The organism is Palleronia salina (assembly GCF_900141995.1).
Taxonomy (GTDB): domain Bacteria; phylum Pseudomonadota; class Alphaproteobacteria; order Rhodobacterales; family Rhodobacteraceae; genus Palleronia; species Palleronia salina.
The window spans coordinates 187191-210101 of sequence record NZ_FQZA01000002.1 but is presented as its reverse complement, the minus strand read 5'-3'; the positions used below and the strand labels follow the sequence as shown (position 1 = coordinate 210101).

Below are 22911 nucleotides of genomic sequence, written 5' to 3'. Positions count from 1 at the left end.
GCCGACGATGATCGACAGCACAGCGACCCAGGCCAGCGCCGGTACACCGAACCAGACCGCCGCGCAGAAGGCATCGGACAAGCTGGACGAACAGTATCAGCAGTTCCTGACCCTTCTGACCGCGCAGATCTCGAACCAGGATCCGCTGAAACCCATGGATTCGACCCAGTTCGTGTCGCAGCTGGCGCAGCTCAGCCAGGTCGAGCAGGGCGTCGCGACCAACCGCAACCTCGAAGCGGTCCTCGAACAACTTCAAGGCGCCACAGCCCGGTCCGACCTCGACCTCATGGGTCGCGACGTGCTGGTCGCGTCGGATACCGTGACGCTTGGCGAGTCCGGGTTCGGGGCCGCCTTCGAACTCGGGGCCGACGCCGACAAGGTCACCGCCAAGATCCTGGCCGAGGACGGAACCCTCGTGCGCGAGCTTGACCTGGGCGCAGTCAACGCGGGCGAGATCCACGATCTGGCCTGGAACGGGCGCGACGCGCAGGGCCTGCCAGTGCCCCCGGGCACCCTTCGGGTCGAGATCTCGGCCGTCGACTCCGAAGGCGCGCAGGTTGCGTCCGAGACGCTAGCACGCACGCGGGTCGAGGGTGTCAGCTTTGCCCAGACCGGCGCGGCGCTGCACCTGGCGACCGGCGCGCAAGTCAATTCGCTGGCCGTGCGCAGCGTCCGCTAGGCCGCGTCGAGCGGATCGCAGACGTCAGATCGGTGGAGCTGAACCCGTCGGGTTCGATTACATCCGCGGCACGTCCTGCTTCAGCAGGGTGACGAAGACCACGTCCTCGACTTCCGGAAACTCGGGCTTCAGCGCTTCGGTCAGCGCGGCCCCCAGCGCCCGGTCGTCGATATTGACCCCGCGCAGAATCGGTCGCTCCGCCAAGGCGTGCATCTTGGCGAGGATCACGTCGCGCGCACGGACGGCGGATTCGACCCGGGTCAGCGTGTCGGCCGCGCGGGGACCACTCGCCTTCAGGGCGATATCCGCCACCACGTAGGATACGATCCGTGTTTTCTGGACCGGCACGTTCACCTGGCCGATCCGCACGAGCAGACGATCCTGTGCGACCTCGTAGCTGTCCTTGGACGCGACCGGTTCCGGGCCGGCACCGTGGCTGTTTTCCTCCGCGTACTCGGCCGCGGCGGTTTCTTCGGCGGGTGTCTCGGCAGACGAAACCTCGGCCGGCGGCGGCGCCAGCACCGTGGCGGCACCGTATCCCGCGCCGACGAGCGACAGGGCCGCAACGCCCAGAATCACAACAGTCATCTTCATGCGAGAAAGGCCCCCTTGGTCGCGTGTGGCGACGAAGGTGGCCGATCATTGCGGCGGATCCTGTCAGATCCGATGGCGGAAGGACGAATTAATAGGGCAAGACTATGTCCATCGCGTCCTCGCCGTAGCCGCGGCTCTGGGTCCGTGACAGGGCCCCCCGCCCGCCATAGGCGATCCGCGCCTCGGCAATCCGCTCGTAGGGGATCGTGTTGTCGTTGCGGATGTCGGCGGGCCGGACGATCCCGGCCATGCGCAACTCGCGCAGTTCGTTGTTGACCTTGACCTCCTGCCGTCCCGCGACGACCAGCGCGCCGTTCGGCAGCTTCTGCACCACCAGCGCGGCGACCTTGAGGTTGATCTCCTCGTTGCGGGCGATGGACCCCTCGCCCGAAGCCGAAGACCGCGCCCCGACCTCGATCACGTCCTCGCCGGCGGGCAGATCGTCGAAGCCGGGGACCAGTTCGGCGATCCGCCCCGCCAGCCCGAAGAAGGTCGGGAACCCGGCCGAGGCGCTGCCGCCGCGTTCGCGGTCCGAGGCGGTGCGCAGCCGCGCCTCGTCGTCGATGGAAATGATGACGGTCAGGATGTCGCCCACGTCGTCCGCCCGCTGGTCGGAGAACAGGCTGTCGGTCGAGCGGGCGAAGAGCGACGCGCGTGCCGCGCCCACGGGCGTGGGGGCCTGCACCGCCTCGGGCATGGGAACGGAGACGCGCGCGACCTCGGGCATGGTCTGCGGCGACAGCACCAGGTCCGAGGTGTGCGGATCGCGCCCGAAATGCTGTCCGGCAGAGCATCCCGCCAGCAGGCAGACCAGGAACAGGGGGGTCTTGGGACTCATCTCACGATCTCCACGATGCCTTCTGCGGCGGCGATGCCGTTCACGGGCTTGTTGCTGACGAGGTTGACGATGCGTACGTCCTGCCCGCGATGGGCATCGGCCAACGCGCGGCCCGGCGCGGTCAGCGACAGGGCGCCGTCGGTGAACCTGATTTCCACTCGGTCGCCGCGTTCGATGACGCGCGGCTCGATCACGGATTGTACCTGCACGGGTCGTCCGGGCGACAGCATCCGCCGCACCTCCATCCCGACGATCGCGGCACGGTCGGTGACGGCAAAGCTGCCGACACGGCCCAGCGGCATGTCGGCCACGTCCAGGTCGGCCTCGGTCACGATTTCGCCCGGCATGATACGCCGCACGGGCACCGGAACCGGCAGGGTGATCAGCGCGAGGCCGGACAGGCGCCGCACGTCACCGTCGGGAAAGACGGCGTTGGTCAGGAACTGCCCGGTGACGGGATCCATCCAGAAGTCGGCCAGCATGACCACGTCCTCGACCGGCGGATCCTTGACGGTGATCGCAAACTGCCCGGCCTCGTGCAGCTCGGCGCCGTAGCTTTGGCGCGCGCGTTCCTCGATCAGCACTTCCAGCGGCGCCGAAAAGGCGCCGGTCGCCTGCAGCAGCAGGATCGCCATGGCGACCTGGAGGATCGTCAGCAGCCGCATCACCGAACCTGGTTCGCGGCGTTCAGCATCTGGTCGGCGGTCTCGATGGCCTTCGAGTTCATCTCGTAGGCCCTTTGCGCCTGGATCAGGTCGGTGATCTGCCGGATCACGTCGACGTTCGACGACTCGACGAAGCCCTGTCGCAGCACGCCGAAGCCCGGATCGCCGGGCACGGCGACCTGCGCCTCGCCCGAGGCCTCGGTCTGGAGCAGGAAGTTGTCGCCCACGGCGCGCATGCCCGCCGGGTTGATGAAGTTCGCCATGGTGATCTGGCCCAGCTCGATGGCGTTGGGATCCCCGTCCTCGTAGGCCAGGACGGTGCCTTCCTCGTTGATCTCGATCGACACGGTGTTCTCGGGGAAGACGATCCCGGGCTGCACGCGGTAGCCCTGCATCGTCACCAACTCACCTTCGGCGGACAGCTGGAAGGTGCCGTCGCGGGTGTAGGCGGGGGTGCCATCCGGCATCTCGATCTCGAAGAACCCCTGCCCGTCGATGGCGATGTTGGTCTGGTTGTCGGTGCGCACCAGCCCGCCCTGGGTGTTCAGCCGCACGGTGCCTGCCGTCTGCACGCCCAGGCCGATATCGACACCGATGGGCCGGGCGGTGCCGGCCTCGGAGGTGGCGGCGCCGGCACGTTCCATGGACTGGTAGATCAGGTCCTGGAAGGCCGCGCGCGACGACTTGAAGCCGGTCGTGTTCGCGTTGGCGATGTTGTTCGAGATGACGTCGACATTGGTCTGCTGGGCCATCATGCCGGTGGCGGCGATTCCAAGGGCTTTCATCCTGTCGATCCTTCCTGGTTATGACCGGCCGACGCGCTGCAGCGTGTCGCGCTGCAGGTTGTCGGCATTGTCGATCATGGCGTTCGCGCGCTCGTAGGCGCGTTGCACGTCGATGAGTCGCGTCATCTCGCGCACGGGGTTCACGTTCGAGGATTCGAGCATCCCCTGCAGGACCACCGGGTTCTCCAGTTCGTCGGCCTGGGGGGCGCCGCCGTCGGGGGGCACCAGCACGCCGTTGCCGAGACGCCGGTAGCTCTGGATATCGGGCACATCGAAGACGCCGACGCGCGCGATGGCGTTGCCGTCCTGGGTTGTCACCGTCCCGTCGCGCGCGATGGAGATCTGGCCGGCGCCCGGCGGAACCACGATCGGTGCGCCTCCGGCATCGAGCAATTGCGCCCCCGCGCTGGTGACCAGCGTGCCCTCGGGATCCAGCGAAAGGCCCCCGTCGCGGCCGAATCCCTGTTCGCCTTCGGGGGTGCGGAACTGCAGCCAGCCCTCGCCGCCCAGCGCGATATCCAGTGGGCTGTCGGTCCGCATGATCGCGCCCGCCGAGGTGTCGATATAGGACCCCCGGTCTAGCACGAAGCTGGACGGCGTGTCCGACGGGCCGGTGGCCCGCGTGCCCTCGACCGCCTCGAAAACCGGGCGTTCACCCTTGAATCCGGCGGTGTTCGCGTTGGCGATGTTGTTCGCGGTGATGTCCAGCTTGCGTTGCAGAACACGCAGCTGGGACAGGCCCACGTAACTTGTTTCGCTCATCGCGGCCTCCTGTGCCGGCATCCGGTCGGACAGATATCGCAAGGATTAATTGCAACACTGTCCTTCAATCCTTGGATTAATCTCTAGACGAATTCAAGAATAAATGAAATCGTCCTGATATGTTTACGCGACTGGCATGTTGTCTTTTTGCATGGGTGGCCCTTCCGGTGGGGGCTGTGACCCTGCCTGCGCCCAGTGGGCCGTTGGCTCTCCAAGAGGCCGGAAACGTTGACTTTATCGAAGCCGAGCGTGCGCTTCTGGCTGATCTGAACGGGGATCGTGACGCGGTCGCGCCGATGCTCGGGCTGGCCGAGCTCTACCTGTCGCGTGGAATGATTCCCGAATCGCGATCGGTCATCGAAGGATTGCCCAAGAATAAACTGGCGGACGCGCAGCGCGCCCGCCTGTCGGTGCTGCACGCGGCGCTTTCGCTGGTCGATGGCGACCGCGACGATGCCGCCCTGCTCGACGCGACCGAAGGATGGGAAGACGCCGCGGCCCTGCGCGCCCACGCGGCGCAGGAAATGGGGCGCACCGACGCGGCGCGCGCGCTGCTGACGCTTGCGCAGGCCGCGTTGCCCACTCTGCCGGTCGAGCTGCGGTCCCTGGTGCTGCCGACGCTCTTGGATATCGCCATCGCGGCCGAGGATTGGGACACGGGCGCCGCGCTGGCCGCCGCGTATCCCGAGATCCCGGCGCTGGCCGATCAGCCCGGATACTGGCTGCGGCTGGGTCGCGTGGCCGAGCGTCGCGGCGATCCCCTGACGGCGTTCGAAGGATACCTGCGCGCCTCGCGCGGGGATGATGCCGATGCGCACCGTGCCCGTATCGCCCTGGTACGGCTTGGACGCGGCACCGGCACGCTGGGGCGCGATCAGCAACGCGCCCTGCTGGACCAGATCCGCTGGGCCTGGCGGGGTGACGAGGTGGCGCTGGACGGGCTGTCCCTGCTGGCCGAGGTCGCGCGTGAGACGGGCGATTCGCTCGGCGCGCTGTCCGCCCTCGCCCAGATCCTGCGCGATTTCGACGACCCCGCGGTGCGCAACAACGCGCGGGCCCGCGCCGAGACCATGATCGCCGCTTTTTACGAGGCGGGGGCCACAGGCGGGATCGGGCTCAGCGCATTTCTCGACGGGCACAGCCATATCGAGGCGGAATGGAGACTGGACGGCATGTTCCACGCCCATTCGGGGCAACTGGCCAAGACCCTTCTGGAGCGCGGCATGACAGCGGCCGCCGCGCGCGAGGCCCGCAACCTGCGCGAGGTCATGGTGGTCGCCGAGGAGCTGGGGGCGATGGATCCCGCGCCCGAGCTTGCGTTGGACCTGATCCAGACCGAACTCGCGGCCTACCTGCAAAGCGGCCGGATCGACGCGGCCTCGGACCTGGCATCGACCCTGACACTGCCTATCGAGGATACCGAGCTGACCGCCCTGCTGGGCGAGTTGGCGGCCCGCGGCGGCACGGCGCCGGTGGAAGGTGATGCCCGCGCGCTGCAAACCCGGGCCGAGCGCGCCTTCGAAGCCGAGGATTTCGAGACCGCCCATGCGCTTTATTCCGAATACTGGAACCTGCGGCCAAGCAGCTTCGCCTTTCGCGATGCCGTCCGCCTGATGATCGCCGCCTACCGGAGCGAACGCCCCGACACCGTGGCCCGGCTGAGCGCCGACATTCCGCGGCTGACCGAGCTTCCGGAATGGGACGAGATCGCACAGAGCCTGAGCCGGGCCTTGGCCCCGGCCGAGGATCCAGCGCGCCGTATCCTGTCGAACGCCGGCACGCTGGCGTCGCTCGAGCGGGCCACCCGCGCCAGCGACGCCGCGGCGGCCGTCACCGACGGGGCAAGTCCATGAGTACAACCACGCAAAGAGTCCCAACAAACGTCACATTCAGGCCATCCAGGGGTCGCTTCCTCAAGACCAGCAAGGATCACGAATCATGAGCATCTCGAACGCATTGCAGACCGGCGTCAGCGGCCTATCGGCCAACTCGTCGCGGACCAGCCAGATCTCGTCGAATATCGCCAACGCCAACACCGTGGGCTTTCGCCGGACGTTCTCGGATTTCGTCACCCAGAACACGACCGACACCCAGGCCGGCGTGCGGGCGGTGGAACGGGCCGAGATCGACAGCAACGGGACCCTGCTGGCCACTGGCCGGCTGTCCGATTTCGCGATCTCGGGCGAGGGTTTCTTCGTGGTATCGCGGCAGCCCAACGACCCGATCAAGTCCAACTACTTCCTGACGCGCGCCGGATCCTTCCAGCCCGACAACGAAGGCAACCTGGTGAATTCGGCCGGGTATTTCCTGTCGGGCTTCCAGACCGATGCGCAAGGCGAGGTGGGCGCCGTCGACCGGAACAGCGTGGCCAGCCTGAACACCGTGAACGTGGGCCAGTTCCAGACGCCCGGCACGCCGACCAGCCGCGTGGACATCGCGGCCAACCTGCCTGCGCAGGTCACCGGTCTGGCCACTCCGGGCGACCCGTTCGTTTCGACCATGCGTTACGTGAACCAGCTTGGGGGCGGTGACGAGCTGTCTTTGTCCTGGCAACCCACGGCTACCGCGAACACCTGGTCGATCACCGTGACCGGAGCGGACGGCACCGATTACGGCACCGCCAGCATGAGCTTCACCGACAGCGGTGCGCTGGCCGGTGCGCCGGCGGCCTACACCGCCGGGACCCTGCCGATCGACCCTGCGACAGGCGTCGCAACCATCCAGATCGCCAACGGAACCACGCCGCAGACCATCGAGCTGAACTTCGGCGAGCCGGGCGGGTTCACCGGGCTGACGCAGTTCTCGGGCGACTACTCGGCCCCGGACTTCCGCCAGGACGGCTCGGAAACGGGCAGCCTGGTGCGCGCCGAGATGGGCATGGGCGGCGTCCTTTACGGCCTGTTCGACAATGGACAGCGCCGCGCGCTGTTCGAGGTGCCCTTGGCCCAGGTCGCCAGCCCCAACCTCATGCGGTCCGTCGACGGCAATGCCTATTCACCCACGATCCAGTCGGGCGCGCTCCGCCTGGCCGAGGCCGGCACCACCGCCGGTACGATCGAAGGCGGCGCGCTGGAATCCTCCAACGTGGATATCGCGCAGGAACTCACCGACCTGATCCAGACACAACGCGCCTATTCTTCGAACGCCAAGATCGTGACGACCAGCGACGAAATGCTGGACGAGACCCTGCGGATCAAACGGTAAAGGGCAGACTGAATGAGTATCTCGGCTTCTCTCCTCATCTCGCAATCGGGGCTCCGCGCCACCGAGCTGCGCGCTGGCCTGGTGTCGTCGAACATCGCCAACGCGCAGACCGAGGGATACGTGCGGAGAGGGGTCGAGCAGGTCTCGGTGGGCGCGGGCGGTGCCGGCCGCACCGTCGACGTGGACGTGGTGCGCCGGGTGGACGAGCGCCTGATCGGCATGAGCCGTTCGGCCAAGTCGGACGTCGCCTTTCACGAGACCCGGACCGACCTGCTGGACAGCTACCTGACCGGTCTGGGCGAGCCGAACGATGAACTGTCCCCCGCGGCCCGGCTGTCGACATTCACGTCCGGCCTGGACCTCTTGATGAACAATCCCGCCGACGCATCGGTCCAGCGCGACGTGCTGAACCGGGCCGACGGGCTGGTTCGGTCACTGAACGACGCTTCGATCAATCTCGAACGGGTGAGCGCGGCGACCCGGAGCGACACCTCGACCCGCATCGAACAGGTGAATCAATCCCTTCAGACGCTGGCGCGATTGAACGCCCAGATCACACCGGGCAGCAGCATCGGGTCGTCCCCCGACATCATGGACCAGGTCGGACTCGAGCTGTCTCGCCTGTCGGAGCACATGGACATCACGGCCCGCTACGACAGCACCGGACGTGTGAAGGTGCAGACCGGCGAGGGGACCGAGCTTCTCGTGCAGACCGAGGCCGTCGAGATCTCGTTCGTCGGGCTGACGATCATGGCGGGCGATATCGATATCACGCCCGCGCGCAACGGTGCACGGGGCTTCTCCAGCGGCGCCATTGCCGGGAACCTGGCCCTGCTCAGCGAAGATCTCCCGCAAATGCAGCGGCAACTGGACGAGATGGCCTCCGCGCTCATCCAGTCCTTCGAAGGGGCCGACACGTCTCTGAATGGGGGTCCCGGGCTCTTCACCGATGGCGGGAATCCCTTCAACGCCGGAAATCTCGACGGCATGGCCGAGAGGCTCGCCATCAACACCGCCGTCCGCCCCGAAGAGGGCGGTGCGCTGTGGCGGCTGCGCGACGGGATGGGCGCGACGGTCCAGGGTCCCGCCGGTGACGGGGCCCAGATCGACGCCTTCATCCGGGCACTCGACGAACCTTTCGCCGTTGCGGCCGAAACCGGCCTGGGTTCGCCCCAAAGGCTATCGGATTATGCCGCCTCGATGGTCGGCGACCAGCAGAAGGTGGGCGTGCGCGCCCGCGCCGATGCCGAACAGGCGACCGTGTCCCTGCGCGCCTTCGAATCCGCGCGGGGCGAAATCGAGGGCGTGAATGTCGACCAGGAGCTGCAGAAGCTTCTGGAGATCGAGCAGGCCTATTCCGCCAACGCCAAGGTCCTGGCGTCGTTGAGTTCCATGGTCGACGACCTGCTGGCCGCGTTCTGAGGAGACACGTTCGATGACTGAAATTGCCCGCACCGTTCCGACCGCCCTTGCCGCCCTGCGCCAGCGCCAGATCGCGGCCGAGTTGACGAGCGAGATCGAAGCCACCTCGCGCGAGGTGACGACCGGCCTGCGGTCCGATCCCTGGGATAGCCTTGGCGCCCGCAGCTCGGACGCGCTGGCGATCCGGGCCCAGCTGGAGCGGAACGATAATTTCCTGGTCCAGAACCGGGTGCTGGACGGTCGGCTCGAGCAGATCGAGTCGTCCCTTGGGTCGATCCGCGAGGCCGGGCAGGAAGTGATGGACATCGCCGCCTTCTCGGTGAACCGACCCGAAGCCACCGCCCGGTCGCTGTCCACGATCGCGAAGGCGGCCATCGCAACCATCACCAACGTCTCGGCCATTCGCCACAACGGCAGCTACGCATTGTCCGGGACCGCGACGAACCAGGTGCCGCTGAACCCGTGGGACGATGTCTCGCCGACCTCGGGCGTGACCCCGCGATCGGTGCTCGAGGACATTACTGGCGGCGCGATCGGCGACGCGGCGGACGCGCAGGCCAAGATCGACGCCCTGAAGGCCGCGTTCGACGGCACATCGGCGACGGCCGCGCACAATTTCCAGAACACGTTCTACAACGGCACACCGCAGCAGGATGCGGCGGGCAACGCCAACCCGAAACTGTCCTACCGCCTGTCCGAGACCGAAACCCTGTCGCAACCGCTTCAGGCCGACGACCCGGCCATGCGAAACCTGATGCGCGGGCTGGCCATGGTCTCGGCGGTGGACGTGACCGAGATCACGGACCCAGACGCCTATGCCGCATGGATGAAAGAGGCGACAAGCGCCCTGTCAGACGGGCTGGCCGGTGTGGCGCAGTTGCAGGTCGAGACCGGCCTGCGGCGCGACCGCGTTGTCGACGTGGCCGACGCGCAGGAGACGCGCAGCTCATTTCTTCAGCGCGAACGCCAGAACATCGAGGGCGTCGACCAGTACGACGCCGCCAGTCGCCTGACCCTGCTGCAAAGCCAGCTCGAGGCGAACTACGCCGTCACCGCGCGCCTGTCGCGCCTGTCCTTCCTGAACTTCCTGTGACGAAAGGTCCGAGCATGATCCGCCTTCTTCTGGCCGTTGCCCTGACCCTTTTTGCCGCGATGGCGCCCGCACAGGCACAGGTCCGCATCAAGGATATCGTCACCGTCGAAGGCGTCCGGTCGAACCAGCTGGTCGGCTACGGCCTGGTCGTGGGTCTGAACGGCACGGGCGACAGCCTGCGCAATTCGCCCTTCACCGAGCGGGCCATCGAGGGGATGCTCGAGCGGCTGGGGATCGGCAACCTCAGCGAAGAGGACATGCGCACCGCCAACGTCGCGGCCGTCATGGTCACCGCGAACCTGCCGCCCTTCGCGCGCATGGGCTCGACCATCGATGTCGTGGTCTCGTCCATGGGCGATGCCACCTCGCTTCGGGGCGGCACGCTGATCGTCACGCCGCTCAGCGCCGCCGACGGCGAGATCTACGCCGTGGCCCAGGGTCCCATCGCCGTGGCCGGATTCGCGGCGCAGGGGCTGAATGCCTCGATCGTCGAGGGCGTGCCCACCGGCGCGCGGATCGAGAACGGGGCCACCGTGGAACGCGAGGTCGATTTTGCCTTCGCCGAGCTGGACCGCGTGAAACTGGCCCTGCGCAATCCAGATTTCGTCACGGCGCAGCGCATCGAGCAGGTCATCAACGACACTCTCGGCACGGGCACCGCCCGCGCGCTGGACAGCCGGACGGTGCAGATCAGCACCGCGCCCAAGGCCGATATCGCCGAAACCATCGCCAGCATCGAGCCGCTGATGGTCCAGCCCGACCAGGTCGCCCGCGTCGTGATCGACGCGCGGTCGGGCACCATCGTGATCGGCGCGAACGTGCGGATCGACCGGGTGGCCGTCAGCCAGGGCGGCCTGACCGTGTCCGTGAAAGAAACGCCGCAGGTGTCGCAGCCCGAACCGCTGAGCATCGGGGGGGTCACCGTGGTGGTTCCCGATACCTCGGTTTCGGTGGAAGAGGCCCTTGGCAAGTTCGCCGTGATCGACGGATCGGTCAGCCTGCAGGCGCTGGTCGACGGTCTGAACGCCATCGGCGTCGGCGCGACCGAGACGATTTCGATCCTGCAATCGATCAAGGCGGCGGGTGCGTTGCACGCCGACCTGGAAATCATCTGAGCCAGGAAAGGCGGGGGCCATGGAGTTCAGCAACATCACACCGATCGCCGGACCGCGGACGTCCGCGTCCCCGGCCCCGGTCGATCCGGCGGCCCGCGAAGCCGCGCGCGAATTCGAAGCCATGATGCTGGGACAGATGGTCGACAGCATGATGGCGACCGTGAAGACCGGCACGTTCGGCGGCGGCCACGCCGAGGAAACCTGGCGCAGTTTCCTGTCCGACGCCATCGGCGCCGAGATGGCCCGCGGCGACGGAACCGGGATCGCCGCGCAGATCGAGGGCGCCATCGCGCGCTACCGCCAGGGCGGTGCGACATGAGCCGCGCGGGACGCGCGCTTGACGCGCTCGAGACGACACTGAAACGCGAAATCGCGGCGATGGAGCGGGGCGATTTCGAAACGCTGGTGGAAACGCGCCAGAAAAAGGAAACACAGGGCGCCGAATTGGAAAGTGCGCTTTCGGAAAATCCGGGGGCAATCAGCCGTGACCGCCTGTTCGGCCTTCGGCAGCTGATCGACAGAAACGCGGTCGGTCTGACGGCGGCCATGGAGGCGACGGGAACCGCCGCCAAGGAGGTCATAGAAGCCCGCAAATCCCTGACAATTCACGGGAAATACGGCCCGACCGGGCAAAAGCGTGCCGAAAAAACCGCACCCGGTTCAGGGATTAACAAAGTTTTCTAATTGCGGTCCAAATCCGGCCACAATGCTTGGTAAACTGGAAAGGTAGCGGAAAGAATTCCGCAGCTGTCAGAAGGACGGCACAAAGATACTAAGAATAGTATAGGTACTACCATGTCTTCTATCCTGACAAACAACTCCGCCATGTCTGCGCTGTCGACCCTGCGCAACATCAACAACAACCTCAATGACACCCAAGGTCGTATCTCGACCGGTCTGAAGGTGAACTCGGCGAAGGATAACGCGTCGTACTTCTCGATCTCCGAGACGATGAAGGGCGACAGCTCGATGTACAAGGCGATCAACGAGAGCCTGACGCTGACCAAGAACTCCATCGCGACCGGCCGCCTCGGCGCCGACTCGTTCAAGGATCTTGCGACGCAATTCGTCGAGCGTGTGGCGTTCGCTCAAGGCGCAGAAGGCGGCCTTGAAGAGGTCGAAGCCGAACTCCAGAACCTCGTCTCGCAGATGAAAACGACCATCAGCCAGTCGACGTTCAACGGGTCGGACTACGTGAACGCTGCGGCCACCGTCAATGTCGCCGGTTCGATCGACGCCGCCACCGGTGTCGTGACCTCGGGTACCGCGGAAACCTCCACCAACACCATCGTGACCGGTGTGTCGCGCGGTTCGGGCTCCCTGGCCACCACGACCCTCGACGTCGACACCGTCGACCTGAGCGTTCTGGCCGAGGACTTCGACCTGATCGCGGCGAGCTTTGCCACCAACGCCGGCAACGCGACCACCGGTGCGGCCTTCCTCGACGGCGCCCTGGCGTCGGCCGAGACCATCCAGTCGGGCGCCATCGATGCGGCAACCGATCTGGGCCTGGCCGAAAAGGCGATCGAGACCCAGCAGAAGTTCCTCACCAACCTGGTGGACAACCTGGACTCGGGCGTTGGCGCGATGGTCGATGCCAACATGGAAGAGGAAGCCGCACGGCTTCAGTCGCTGCAGGTTCAGCAGCAGCTGGCGACGCAATCGCTGTCGATTGCCAACCAGGCGCCGCAGAACATCCTCAGCCTGTTCCGCTAAGACACAGGGTCCGGCCCGCCCCCTGGGCGGGCCGGCTCACGTCGGACCAGCGAACAGAAGTAAAGGGATGAGATCAGAATGAGCCTCGCCGCCTACAAGAAAACGATCCGCGAAAGCGAATCCCCCCGCCAGGTCGAACGTCGCGTGCTGTCGCAAGCCACGCACGAGATCGAGCGCCACGCCAAGAAATTCGACGCCGCCACGGACAAGTCCGATCGTCTCGCGATCCTTGCCGATGGGCTGCGCGACGCCCTGCAGCGCAACCAGACGATCTGGTCCGCGCTTCGCAACGATCTTGCCACGCCCGGCAACACCATTCCAGACGCGCTCAAGGCGCAGCTGATCTCGATCTCGCTTTGGGTCGACCGTCAGAGCCAGGCCGCCCTGGCCGGCGAGGCCCGCATCGGCGCGCTGGTCGACGTAAACTCGAACATCATCGCAGGGTTGGCCGGACAGGCGCCCGCCAAGCTCGAGGAGGCCTGAGTCATGCTCAAAGTCACCCTGCGCCCGCGCGAATGTGTGGTTGTGAACGGCTGTGTCATCCGCAACAGCGACCGCCGCCACAGCTTCGTCTTCGAGAACCACGCGGACATCATCCGCGAAAAGGACCTGATGGACGAAAGCGCCGCGGCCACCCCGGTGTCGCGCGCCTATTATTTCGTCCAGACCGCCCTGATCCGTGCGGATACGCGTGAGAAACTGGTCCCCGAGATCCAGAAGCAACTTGCCCAGCTGGCCGCTTGCTTCGGTTCCGAGCACCGCACCCACGTCATGGAAGCGGCCAACCACATCTCGGCCGGCGATTTCTACAAGGCGCTGTCGAAACTGCGCCCGGTCCTGTCCTACGAGGCCGAGCTTTTGGCCCTGGGACCCGTGCACCGCCCGAACGAGGCCGAGCGCGGGCGCGCGGCGGCGGGATGATCTCGCTCGCGGGCCTCGGCACGTCGCTGGCGGTCCGGCTGGTCGACAGCACACGGCCCCAGCAGCTGGACCTGATCCGGCGCGACGCGCTGAACGCCCGGCAGATCGAAGCCTTCGAGGAACGGGTGGGAGATATTCGCTCGCCCGCCGATTTCGTCGAGGACACCGAGGTCTATACCTTCGTGATGCGGGCCTTCGACCTCGAGGATCAGATCTTCGGCAAGGCGATGATCCGCAAGATGCTGGAATCGGACATCAGCGACCCCAAGGCGCTGGTCAACCGCCTGACCGATCCCCGCCTGCGCGAACTGCACCAGGCCTTTGCCTTCAATCCCCAATCACAGCTGAGCGTGAAGGTCCTGAGCGAGGACTGGAAACAGGGGATCGTCGACCGTTTCGCCGAGCGAATGCTGATCAACAACGCCGACGAAGGCAGCCGCGGCGCCGGGCTCGTGCTGGAGTTTCGCAATCGCGTGGACAGCATCGGCAACTGGTTCGACGTGCTCAAGAACCGCGATGTGTCGGAATTCATGCGCACCGCGCTTGGACTGCCGAAAGAGATCGTCCAGCTGGATATCGACAAGCAGGTTTCGCTCTACAAGTCCAAGTTCGACCTGGAGGACCTGAAGGATCCCGAGAAGGTCGACAAGCTGGTGGGCAAGTTCATGGCCATCCACGACGCGCTGAACCCGGTCCAGTTCGCGTCGTCGCCCAGCGTGACCCTGATGCAGGGCGCGGTGAACCTGTCCGGTGGCTTCGCACCGGTGCTGATCGATATCGACGCGATCCAGCGGATGGGCAGCGCCAGCCGCTATCGCTAGGCGGCCCTACTCGAAGAATTCGTCTTCTTCCTCGCCGGCCTTTGGCAGCTCGATCGTTCCCTCGTCTGCCATGTTCTTGGCCGTCTCGATCATGGCGGACTGGGCCGCGCGCACGTCGCGGCCGCGGGCCGGACCCATCTGCGCCATCTCGTCCAACAGCATCTGGCGCGACCGCTGCGGGAGGCATTCCAGCATCTGGTCGCGCAGCTCCTTCTTCGCGCCGCGCAGGGCGAGGGGCAACTGGTCGCCGTCCAGCTGGCGCATGACCAGCGCCAGGTCGGTGGCCGGCAGGCGTGAGAAATCCTCGAACACGAACATGCGTTTCTTGATCGCCTCGAACGTCTCGGGGATCCGGGCGTCGAGCTGCTCGGACAGGTCCTCGAACGCGGCGATATCCAGCTTGTTGAACAGCTCGGCCATGCGCTGCTGGTTCTGGCTCGCGCTGCCCGAGGTGCCTTCGGACATGATGTCTTCCTTCAGCGTTTCCTCGATCTGGCGCATCACCTGGATGGTCAGCGGCTCGAGCACGATCATCCGCTCGGCCACGTCATACATCCGCTCAGGCCCCAGGAGCGGCAGGACCTTCGCCGCGACCGAGGTGTCCACGTTGTTCAGGATCGCGGCCACCGTCTGGTCGTGTTCACCCTTCAGGTAGTTCGCGATGACGTTCTCGTTCAGCGCGGCGAAGCGACGCCAGATATCACCCTCGCCCGGCTTGCCGCCGGCGCTTTTCAGGATGTTCGCGACCTCGTCTTCGGGAAGGAAGGATTTCAGCATCGCCTCGGCCGACGCGATCGAGCCGACCACCGCACGCGAGCCTTCGGCGGCCCGCGCGATGAATTCGCCCAGCACGGCCTCGACGACATCGGAAGGGATCGATCCGAGGTTGGTCATCGCCCGGGTGATGAGCTCGATATCGGTGGCATCCAGCTTGCGCATCAGCTCGGACCCGACCTTTTCGCCGAGGCACAGGAACACGATGGCAGCCTTGGTCGGGCCCTTCAGCGTCCGGTTGCCCAGCTTGATCGGCTCGGTCCCGGCGCGGGTCGCAACTGCGGTCGACATGGGAAAACTCCTTTACTTCACCCGCCGGCCAGCGGCGCGTAACTTTCGATCAGGCTGCCGGCCAGCATGTACCAGCCGTCGATCAGCACGAAGAAGATCACCTTGAACGGCAGCGAGATCAGAACCGGGGGCAGCATCATCATGCCCGCGCTCATCAGCACCGACGCCACCACCAGGTCGATCGCCACGAAGGGCAGGTAGATCAGGAATCCGATGACGAAGGCGCGGCGCAGCTCGGAAATCATGAAGGCCGGCACGAGGATCCGCCACGACGCGTCCTCGGCCACTTCGGGCATCGGCAGGGCCTCGGCACCTTCCTCGGTGGTCAGGTCCAGGAACAGGCGGTAATCCTCGGGACGGGTGTTCACGAACATGAAGCCGCGGAACGGCTCGCCGATCCTCTGGATGGCCTGTTCCTCCATGATCGCGTTGTTCAACAGCGGCTCGACCCCGTTCTCGTAGGCGTCCTCGAACACCGGCTGCATGACGAAGAACGTCATGAACAGCGCCAGCGAGGTCAGCACGATGTTGGGCGGTGTCTGGTTCAGGCCCAGCGCCGAGCGCAGCATCGACAGGACCACCACGAAGCGCGTGAAGCTGGTCATCACGATCAGAAGCCCGGGTGCGAGGCTGAGGATCGTGGCCAGCGCGATGAACTGGAGGATGCGGCCCGACAGGTTGGCCGCATCGTCGCTGCCGGCCTCGGCATCCGACAGCACGTCGGACAGGTCCTGCAGCAAGCCGCCGGCGTCCTGTGCCAGGGCAGGCCCCGCCCACAGCGCCAGGCCAAGGCCCAGCGTTATGCCGAGGCGCGCCTGCATCAGTCGCCCACGTGGTCCTTCACGATCTGGGTCAGGCTGACGCCAAGACGGTCCTCGCCCACTTTCACCAAGTCGCCGCGCGCGACGACCCGTTCGGACACGTGCAGCTCGACCGGGGCGCCGATCTTGCGGTCCAGCTCGACGATCGAGCCGCGGGACAGCTCCAGCAGCTGGTTGATGGGCATCCGGGTCGAGCCCAGCACGACCACCACCTCAAGCCCCACGTTCAACATCGCCTTCACGGCGCGGCTGTCCTGCGCGGCGGCCTCGATCACCGCGGGCAGGTTGCCCTCGGCCTCGGGATGGTCATCCAGGCTCTGCATGACGGCGGCCTCGGCGCCTGTGGGCTTGGCCCCCGCCGTGTCCTTCGCGCTCGCCTTTTCATCGGTTTCCGGTTTCTCAGCGGCCATTTTTGCCCCTTTCCTTCTGTGCGGCCTGGCTGGCGGCGTGGGTCTTGCGCAGCTCTTCCAGGATCAGGCCCGTCACGGTCTCGTAGGCGTATTCCAGCGAACCGCTGTCCCACTCCATGCGCACGTCGCCGGGCGCCAGGTCCGGGTCGGCATCGATCCGGCAGGCCTGTTCGATGCGGTAGTATTCCATGCGGTGACCCAGCTCGCGGGCCAGCACGTCCTTGGTCTGCGGCGACAGGCGGATGCGGATGGCCTGGCTGCCGATGGCCATCTTCAGCGCCCGGCGGACCTGCGCGCCCACGCGTTCGGCGGACATCTTGGCCACCAGCTCGGGGAAGACCGCGTCGCAGACCGACAGGGTGAATTCCAGCACCTGCGCCTCGAGCGCGGCCCGGTGATCGCCTGCGCCGCGCGCAAGCTCGTCCAGTTGCGCGGCGGTGGCCTGGAGGCTTTCGGCAAGGGCCGCGTCCATCTCGCCCTCGGCCTCGGCGCGGCCCTCGGCGTGACCCTGGCTGCGGCCTTCACGCATGCCACGCTCGTAGGCGGCGCGGACCATCTCGCGGGTTTCATCCTCGTCGTAGGACTTGCCGGCCGACGCGCGGCGCGCGGCCTTTGCCGGATCCTCGTCGAAATTCTGGAGCCGCATGGCGGAAATCATAACGTTACCTCTCGGTCAGCCAGGAGTTGAGGACGCGCAGCGCCTCGTCGGGATACTGCTCGGCCATGGCGCTGACGGTTTTCAGCTGCGACCGCGCCACGCCGCCATCGACGGAAGCTACCTGGACCAGCTCCTTGCCGCGCGGATCGTCGAAATTCAGGACCTCACCCGCCAGTTGACGCTGATCGTCCGCTGTCGGGCCAGTGATCTGTCGCGGGGCCGACTGGCCCTGTGGCAGGGCCCGCTGCCCCTGTCCGCCATCGGCTTGCGACGGTCCGCCACCCTCCAGCGCTCCGGCGGGCACCCCGGCGAACTCCGGCGACGGCAGGGCGGCATCCAGCACCATGCGCAACGGCTGACGGCCGAGGAACAGGACCATGGCGATGGCGGCAAGGCCGAACACCGCGCGCAGCATCGTGGTGGCGTTGTCGCTGACGAAACCGCCGACCCCTCCGCCCGTGGGCATGGTCAGGTCACCGTCGTAACCACGGAATTCCAGGCTGTCGATCTGCACCTCGTCACCGCGATCGGCCGAAAACCCGATGGCCGTCTTCACCAGGTTTTCCAGACGCGCCAGCTCTTCGGGGCTGCGGTCGTTGAACACCGTCTCGCCGTCGACCTCTTCGTAGAGACCGTTGACCAGGACGGCGACGGTGATGCGCTCGATGTCGCCGGGTTCGCGCACGGTTTCGGACTGCACCGTGCCGATCTCGTAGTTGATGATCTCGTCGCTCGAGTTGGTGGACCGGGTCCCCTGCCCACCCCCGCCTTCGTCCTGCAAGGCCTCGGGGATGTTGTTGCCCGCGTCCACGGCGCCGTCGGCGGGGTCGGTCTCGTCCGAGGACTGGCTGCGCGTCTCGACCGAGCGGGCGACCTGCTGGCCGGGGTCATAGCTAGTGGTGCGGCGCACCTCGCGTTCGTTGGTCAGGTCGACGCTCACCCGCACCCGGGCGTTGCCGGGACCCACGCGCGCGTTCAGGATCGACGCGACGCTGGCTTCCAGCCGCTCCTCGATCTCGGCGCGCTGGCTGGTCAGCGACGTGTCGGAACTTCCGGTATCCTCTTCCGCGACGATGGTCTCGCCGGTGGCCGACAGGACGGTGATCCGGCTGGTGTCGAGATCGGCGACGGCCGAGGCAACCAGCGCCTGGATCGCCTGGCCATGGCGACGCGACAGCGACCGGTTCGGCCCCGTGCGCACGATGACCGAGGCCGAGGGCTGCGCCCGTTCGCGGGAGAATGCCTCGCGCTCGGGAAGGACAAGGTGCACGCGCGCGGCCTCGATCCCGTTGATGGTCTGGATCGAGCGGGCCAGCTCGCCCTCCAGCGCGCGGAGCTTGTTCACCCTTTGCATGAAAGTGTTCATGCCCATGCCCGACATGTCGTCGAACAGCTCCCACCCCGGGGTGCCTTCGCTGGGCAGGCCGCTGTCGGCGATGGCCATGCGCGCGCGGGCCAGGTCCCCCTCGGGCACCGAGATGATGTCGCCGTTGCGCGACAGCCGAACGGGGATGCCGCTCTGCTCAAGGCTCTGGACCATCTGCGACGCGGCGGCGGGAGACACTTGCGAGTAGAGCGGCGTGTAGACCGGCGCGAAAACCGTGGTCGCGCCCAACAGGACGCCGCCAAGGATCACCGCACCGACCACGCCCAGCATGGCCAGCCGGCGCGCGCCCAGCGCCTTCATGTTCTCGATCAGATCTTTCATCTGTCGCCCCGAACCTGCCTCTTTTTCTTTGTAGGCTCCGGCAAAAGGGACGCACAAGCAAGGATAAAAATTTCTGTCCTTGCAAAACTTGAGAATATCGTGACGATCGGGACATAGCCAAAGCCTGCAACCGGACTGCGTCGGAAATACGTCGAGCGATGAAGAAAAAGCTCCTTATCCCGATTATAGCGCTGTTGGCGCCGGTTCTCGTCGCGGGCGGCGCAGTGCTGGCCGTGGGGCCCGAGCGCGCCATGGCCATCGTCGGCCTGGGCGGCGATCCCGCAGAGAACGAGCAACAACAGGCCAAGGATAATTCCACTGACCACGCGGACGAATCCGACGGCGGTCAGGACGGCGAAGGTGGGCCCGACGCGCCGCAGATCACGCAAAGCGACATGCCGCTGATGCCGTTCCCCGAGATGATCGTGAATGTCACCGACACCACCGCCGACGGACGCCAGACCAGCCGGTTCCTGAAGGTGAACCTGCTCATGGTGTTCGACGAAACCGCACCGGGCGCGGCGCAACTGACCGCGCGCGAGCTTTATATCCGGGACGCGTTCCAGAGCTTCCTGCGCTCGCTGAACGTGGCCGATCTTCAGGGTGCGCGCGGGATCGCGCTCTTGAAATCCGAGCTTCTGCGCCGGGCGCGTGCCGTGGGCCACACCGACGCACCGCGCGACATCCTGATTTCCGACCTGGTGATCCAATGACCCTGCACCTGGAAGAAGAGATCATTCGCCACGCGCGCGAGAACCCCCAGCAGCTTCCCACGCTGGACATGATCCTCGACCGGTTCGCCATCGCGCTGCCGCTGGCGTTCAAGAGCTTCCTGTCGATCCTTCCCGAGATCGAGGAGAAAAGCCGGCAGGACATGCGCTGCGACGTCGCCGTCGAGACCCTGCCGCAGCCCTGCCTGATCAGCGTGGTGAAGGCGCATCCGTGGACCGGCCGTGTCGCCTGCGTGGTCGAGCCGGACCTTCTGTTTTCGGTCCTCGAGCTGATGCTGGGCGGATCCAAGGGCAAGCCGGGCGACTGGAAACCGCGGAGCTTTACCGCCATCGAACGGTCGATCGGGATGAAGGTGGCCGAACTGGTGCTGAACGTGGTTCAGAATTGCTTTGGCCACGTACTCGAGACCACGTTCGAGCATGATCTTGTCGAAACCATGCCCAAGGCGCTGGTTCTCGCTCAACCCGGGACGCCGTCCTTCCTGGCGCGCTATGCCATCGACCTCGACGGCCGGCGCGGCCATGTCAGCCTGCTGATCCCCTACGGCAGCTTCGGCGAGGTGCGCGGCATCCTCGCAGCACCGTTCCACGGCGGGCTCGAGGAAGGGCCCGGTGGCTGGGACAGCGAGATGGGCCAGACCATCGCCGATGCCGAGCTGAAGCTGACGGCCGTGCTGACCCATATCCGCGTGTCCCTGAGCGAGGTGCTGGCGTGGCAGAAGGGCCAGGTGATCGACCTGGGTGTCACGCCGGAAGAGCCGATCACCGGCACCGTGAACGGCACGCCCGCCCTGCGCGGTGCCTTCGGGCACCGGGCGAACGGGTCCCTGGCGCTGCGGGTGACCGAACGACTTGTCACGAGCGAGGAGGCGTTGAAGCATGTTTCCCGGACTGATTGATACCGTGATCCTGGTGCTGCTGGTCGGCACGATCGGCTACGCCTACCTGCTCGACCGCAAGCTGAAGGCCCTGATGGCCGCGCTGCGGGACATTCAGCCGATGGTCGGGGAGTTCTCGGACGCCGTCGACCGCTCGGCCCAATCCGTCGCCGCCCTGCGCGACCTGAGCGATCGTCCGGCGAAGGCCGACACCGGGTCGTCCGCGACCCCGCGTCAGACGGAAAGCCCCAAGGCGGCGAGGAAGGCCGCGCCCCCTCGCCCGCACGGGAAATCTGACCTCGTGCGCACGTTCTTCGACATGACGCGGGATGGAAAATCGAACGAAAAGGACGGGTCGTGATGCGAATGAGCCCCCCGAAACTGGTCATCGCCGGTCTTCTCTGTGTCGTCGGGGTCAAGGCGGCAGCGGTCCTGATGCCGACCCTCACCGACGGGATCGCCCGGTCGGGCCAGGCATTCGCCGCCGAGGAAGCCCTTCCCGCGCAGCCCGCCGCCAAGTCGATCATCGATGCGCCGGTCTGCGAAAGCTCGGATGCCATCGTCGCCGCCATTGCCGAGGAACGCGAGCTTCTGAACCGCCAGCGCCAGGAAATGGCCGACCGCGAGGCCGAGGCGCAGCTGGCCGAGGACAGCCTGCGGGCCGAGCGCGAGCGGCTGGCCACCCTGCGCGACGCCATCGAGGGCCAGATCGCACGGGTGGAAGAGGCGTATAACCAAGACCTGACCAAGCTCGTCGCGCTGTATCAGAACATGAAGCCCGAGATCGCGTCGGGCATCATGGACGAGATGGATATCGAAACCGCGACGCTGGTTCTGTCGGCCATGCCCGAACGTGACGCGGCCCAGATCCTGGGCAAGCTGAACCTGAACCGCGCGCGGGCGATCTCGAAAATCATCCTCGAACGCTCGCGCCTGCCCGGCGACCAGAACCTGTCTGGGCTGAAGCTTCAGTAGGCTGGTGGGCGCGCTACGGGTCAAACCGCCAGTCAATATTTCACCGCGCGCCGGGAGCTGCAATTCGCGTCACACGATCACGGAGGGTCTAGAACTTGATCTCCCGCTGCGGGATCGGTGACGTCATTTCCAGACGGTGCTAAGGTTTACGGCAAGCACTTCTTTCCCATCGGGGCTGAAATACGCGAATATTTCCATAAGGTAAGATCCGGACAGCATCGCGCGGTCGATTAGGCCGCGCGTCGGAAATTTCGGGCCATTCTCTTGCGTGGGCCAAGTCCCATAGGTTCGCAGCGCGCCGTCCGGTATGTTCGTATATGAATTCGGGTCCTCTCGCGTCTCGCGGTAGGTGAAGCCTTGCGCCTCGAAGACGCGCTGGGCCGCGACCAGTCCGCCGGACGCCGCAAGCATACGAAACAGACAGACTTCGGCTTCGCTGCCAGTGTGGATCCGGTCCCAGTCGATCGCGAGCGGATCGCTCGTGCGCCGGCGGCACCGTCCCTGACTCGGCAGGATTGCGCGTCGGGAAATCTGTTTGCTGCCGCCCGCGCCGTGCTGTCCATCTCACGGTCGAGCCGCGTTCTTTAGGTCGACGCGCCCGGAACGCCCGGTTGAGAATCCTGGCTCATCGCCAACAGCATGCGCCCGGGATCGGGGACGATCCAGATCACCCCGATGGTCAGACATGCGACCCCAACTTTGCCGAACTGGTCGATCCAGCGGCGCGGCGCAATGTCCGCAACCCGGGAGAGGACGAAACCGACGAGGACCACGGCACCGGCAATTTTCAGGGGATCGGCGATTTTATAGTGATAGGCGACCAGGAAGGCGATGCCGGACAGGGGGATCGCCGCGAGCACCCAACCCGCGCGGCCAGGGCTCCACCCTTTGCTGAAAGCTATCACGAGGGTGACCGCGGCTATCATGACATTCCAGGGAAAGGACATGATCAGCAGCGCACCGAAGGCGAGACCGACCCCTTGGGTCAAGATCAATGCATAGATAATGACCAACGCTCCGCCCCATGCATGCATTGCGCCAGGCGTGATG

27 protein-coding genes are annotated in these 22911 nt (G+C 66.1%); 16 read left to right on the top strand and 11 right to left on the bottom strand.

All coding sequences use genetic code 11. The features are described from left to right. Positions 1-7 precede the first annotated feature (7 nt). A complete protein-coding gene (locus BUB76_RS03905; protein ID WP_073126953.1) occupies positions 8-679 on the top strand; it encodes a flagellar hook assembly protein FlgD in 672 nt (223 codons plus the stop codon). A 57-nt stretch (positions 680-736) separates the two neighbouring features. On the opposite strand, the gene BUB76_RS03900 is transcribed toward BUB76_RS03905, so the two are convergent. The 5 genes from BUB76_RS03900 to flgF all read right to left on the bottom strand — a co-directional run bounded on the left by BUB76_RS03900 (position 737) and on the right by flgF (position 4323). After that, positions 737-1273, bottom strand: coding sequence for a hypothetical protein (locus BUB76_RS03900; protein ID WP_073126951.1), 537 nt, complete (start codon positions 1271-1273; stop codon positions 737-739). A gap of 88 nt (positions 1274-1361) precedes the next feature. Further along, positions 1362-2111, bottom strand: coding sequence for a flagellar basal body L-ring protein FlgH (locus BUB76_RS03895; RefSeq protein ID WP_073126949.1), 750 nt, complete (start codon positions 2109-2111; stop codon positions 1362-1364). Continuing rightward, positions 2108-2776, bottom strand: coding sequence for a flagellar basal body P-ring formation chaperone FlgA (gene flgA / locus BUB76_RS03890; protein WP_073126947.1), 669 nt, complete (start codon positions 2774-2776; stop codon positions 2108-2110). Before flgA ends, BUB76_RS03895 begins: the two co-directional genes overlap by 4 nt. Continuing rightward, positions 2776-3561 carry a flagellar basal-body rod protein FlgG gene (gene flgG, locus BUB76_RS03885; protein ID WP_073126945.1) on the bottom strand — a complete coding sequence of 262 codons (786 nt, stop codon included), beginning with the start codon at positions 3559-3561 and terminating at the stop codon, positions 2776-2778. Before flgG ends, flgA begins: the two co-directional genes overlap by 1 nt. An 18-nt stretch (positions 3562-3579) precedes the next feature. After that, positions 3580-4323 (bottom strand): flagellar basal-body rod protein FlgF, encoded by a 744-nt coding sequence (gene flgF / locus BUB76_RS03880; RefSeq protein WP_073126942.1) that lies wholly within the window; start codon positions 4321-4323, stop codon positions 3580-3582. Between the two features lie 296 nt (positions 4324-4619). Here flgF and BUB76_RS03875 point away from each other — a divergent pair, with 296 nt between their 5' ends. From BUB76_RS03875 to BUB76_RS03825, 11 genes are all read left to right on the top strand, one after another. Further along, positions 4620-6176 carry a hypothetical protein gene (locus BUB76_RS03875; protein ID WP_073126940.1) on the top strand — a complete coding sequence of 519 codons (1557 nt, stop codon included), beginning with the start codon at positions 4620-4622 and terminating at the stop codon, positions 6174-6176. A gap of 85 nt (positions 6177-6261) precedes the next feature. After that, positions 6262-7527 (top strand): flagellar hook protein FlgE, encoded by a 1266-nt coding sequence (locus BUB76_RS03870; RefSeq protein ID WP_073126938.1) that lies wholly within the window; start codon positions 6262-6264, stop codon positions 7525-7527. A 12-nt stretch (positions 7528-7539) separates the two neighbouring features. After that, positions 7540-8949: a flagellar hook-associated protein FlgK gene (flgK, locus tag BUB76_RS03865; protein WP_073126935.1), complete on the top strand. Its 1410-nt coding sequence runs from the start codon at positions 7540-7542 to the stop codon at positions 8947-8949. Positions 8950-8962: 13 nt separating this feature from the next. Next, positions 8963-10042, top strand: coding sequence for a flagellin (locus BUB76_RS03860; RefSeq protein WP_073126933.1), 1080 nt, complete (start codon positions 8963-8965; stop codon positions 10040-10042). A gap of 14 nt (positions 10043-10056) precedes the next feature. After that, a complete protein-coding gene (locus BUB76_RS03855) occupies positions 10057-11157 on the top strand; it encodes a flagellar basal body P-ring protein FlgI (RefSeq protein WP_073126931.1) in 1101 nt (366 codons plus the stop codon). A gap of 19 nt (positions 11158-11176) precedes the next feature. Beyond that, positions 11177-11476 (top strand): rod-binding protein, encoded by a 300-nt coding sequence (locus BUB76_RS03850; RefSeq protein WP_073126929.1) that lies wholly within the window; start codon positions 11177-11179, stop codon positions 11474-11476. Continuing rightward, the gene (locus BUB76_RS03845) at positions 11473-11841 is read left to right on the top strand and encodes a hypothetical protein (protein ID WP_073126926.1); all 369 of its coding nucleotides are present in this window, start codon (positions 11473-11475) and stop codon (positions 11839-11841) included. Before BUB76_RS03850 ends, BUB76_RS03845 begins: the two co-directional genes overlap by 4 nt. A 111-nt stretch (positions 11842-11952) precedes the next feature. Continuing rightward, a complete protein-coding gene (locus tag BUB76_RS03840; RefSeq protein WP_073126924.1) occupies positions 11953-12873 on the top strand; it encodes a flagellin N-terminal helical domain-containing protein in 921 nt (306 codons plus the stop codon). A gap of 78 nt (positions 12874-12951) precedes the next feature. Beyond that, positions 12952-13356, top strand: a complete 405-nt coding sequence (gene flaF / locus BUB76_RS03835) for a flagellar biosynthesis regulator FlaF (RefSeq protein WP_073126923.1) — start codon at positions 12952-12954, stop codon at positions 13354-13356. A 3-nt stretch (positions 13357-13359) separates the two neighbouring features. Then, the gene (locus BUB76_RS03830; RefSeq protein ID WP_073126920.1) at positions 13360-13794 is read left to right on the top strand and encodes a flagellar biosynthesis repressor FlbT; all 435 of its coding nucleotides are present in this window, start codon (positions 13360-13362) and stop codon (positions 13792-13794) included. Next, positions 13791-14615 (top strand): DUF1217 domain-containing protein, encoded by an 825-nt coding sequence (locus BUB76_RS03825; protein WP_073126918.1) that lies wholly within the window; start codon positions 13791-13793, stop codon positions 14613-14615. The genes BUB76_RS03830 and BUB76_RS03825 overlap by 4 nt, the downstream gene beginning before the upstream one ends. Before the next feature lie 6 nt (positions 14616-14621). Here BUB76_RS03825 and BUB76_RS03820 read toward each other — a convergent pair whose 3' ends face one another. From BUB76_RS03820 to fliF, 5 genes are read right to left on the bottom strand one after another with little or no spacing between them, the layout of a single operon-like run. Further along, on the bottom strand, positions 14622-15680 hold the full coding sequence (locus BUB76_RS03820) for a flagellar motor switch protein FliG (RefSeq protein WP_073126916.1): 1059 nt from the start codon (positions 15678-15680) through the stop codon (positions 14622-14624). A 17-nt stretch (positions 15681-15697) separates the two neighbouring features. After that, complete coding sequence (gene fliP, locus BUB76_RS03815; RefSeq protein WP_073126914.1) at positions 15698-16501, bottom strand: flagellar type III secretion system pore protein FliP; 804 nt, start codon at positions 16499-16501, stop codon at positions 15698-15700. Further along, positions 16501-16911: a FliM/FliN family flagellar motor switch protein gene (locus BUB76_RS03810; protein ID WP_084140522.1), complete on the bottom strand. Its 411-nt coding sequence runs from the start codon at positions 16909-16911 to the stop codon at positions 16501-16503. The genes fliP and BUB76_RS03810 overlap by 1 nt, the downstream gene beginning before the upstream one ends. Then, positions 16901-17557 (bottom strand): FliH/SctL family protein, encoded by a 657-nt coding sequence (locus BUB76_RS03805; protein WP_175481685.1) that lies wholly within the window; start codon positions 17555-17557, stop codon positions 16901-16903. The genes BUB76_RS03810 and BUB76_RS03805 overlap by 11 nt, the downstream gene beginning before the upstream one ends. Positions 17558-17573: 16 nt before the next feature. Next, on the bottom strand, positions 17574-19277 hold the full coding sequence (gene fliF / locus BUB76_RS03800; RefSeq protein WP_073126909.1) for a flagellar basal-body MS-ring/collar protein FliF: 1704 nt from the start codon (positions 19275-19277) through the stop codon (positions 17574-17576). A 194-nt stretch (positions 19278-19471) separates the two neighbouring features. Between fliF and BUB76_RS03795 the strand changes: the two genes are divergently transcribed. From BUB76_RS03795 to BUB76_RS03780, 4 genes are read left to right on the top strand one after another with little or no spacing between them, the layout of a single operon-like run. After that, entirely contained in the window at positions 19472-19990 is a 519-nt protein-coding gene (locus BUB76_RS03795) for a flagellar basal body-associated FliL family protein (RefSeq protein ID WP_236737849.1), read from the top strand. Beyond that, positions 19987-20907 carry a flagellar motor switch protein FliM gene (locus BUB76_RS03790; RefSeq protein ID WP_073126904.1) on the top strand — a complete coding sequence of 307 codons (921 nt, stop codon included), beginning with the start codon at positions 19987-19989 and terminating at the stop codon, positions 20905-20907. Before BUB76_RS03795 ends, BUB76_RS03790 begins: the two co-directional genes overlap by 4 nt. After that, a complete protein-coding gene (locus BUB76_RS03785) occupies positions 20888-21247 on the top strand; it encodes a hypothetical protein (RefSeq protein ID WP_073126902.1) in 360 nt (119 codons plus the stop codon). Before BUB76_RS03790 ends, BUB76_RS03785 begins: the two co-directional genes overlap by 20 nt. 5 nt (positions 21248-21252) lie before the next feature. Beyond that, complete coding sequence (locus BUB76_RS03780) at positions 21253-21861, top strand: MotE family protein (protein WP_073126900.1); 609 nt, start codon at positions 21253-21255, stop codon at positions 21859-21861. Between the two features lie 584 nt (positions 21862-22445). Here the strand turns inward: BUB76_RS03780 and BUB76_RS03775 are convergent. After that, positions 22446-22874 carry a hypothetical protein gene (locus tag BUB76_RS03775; RefSeq protein ID WP_073126898.1) on the bottom strand — a complete coding sequence of 143 codons (429 nt, stop codon included), beginning with the start codon at positions 22872-22874 and terminating at the stop codon, positions 22446-22448. Between the last annotated feature and the right edge of the window lie 37 nt (positions 22875-22911).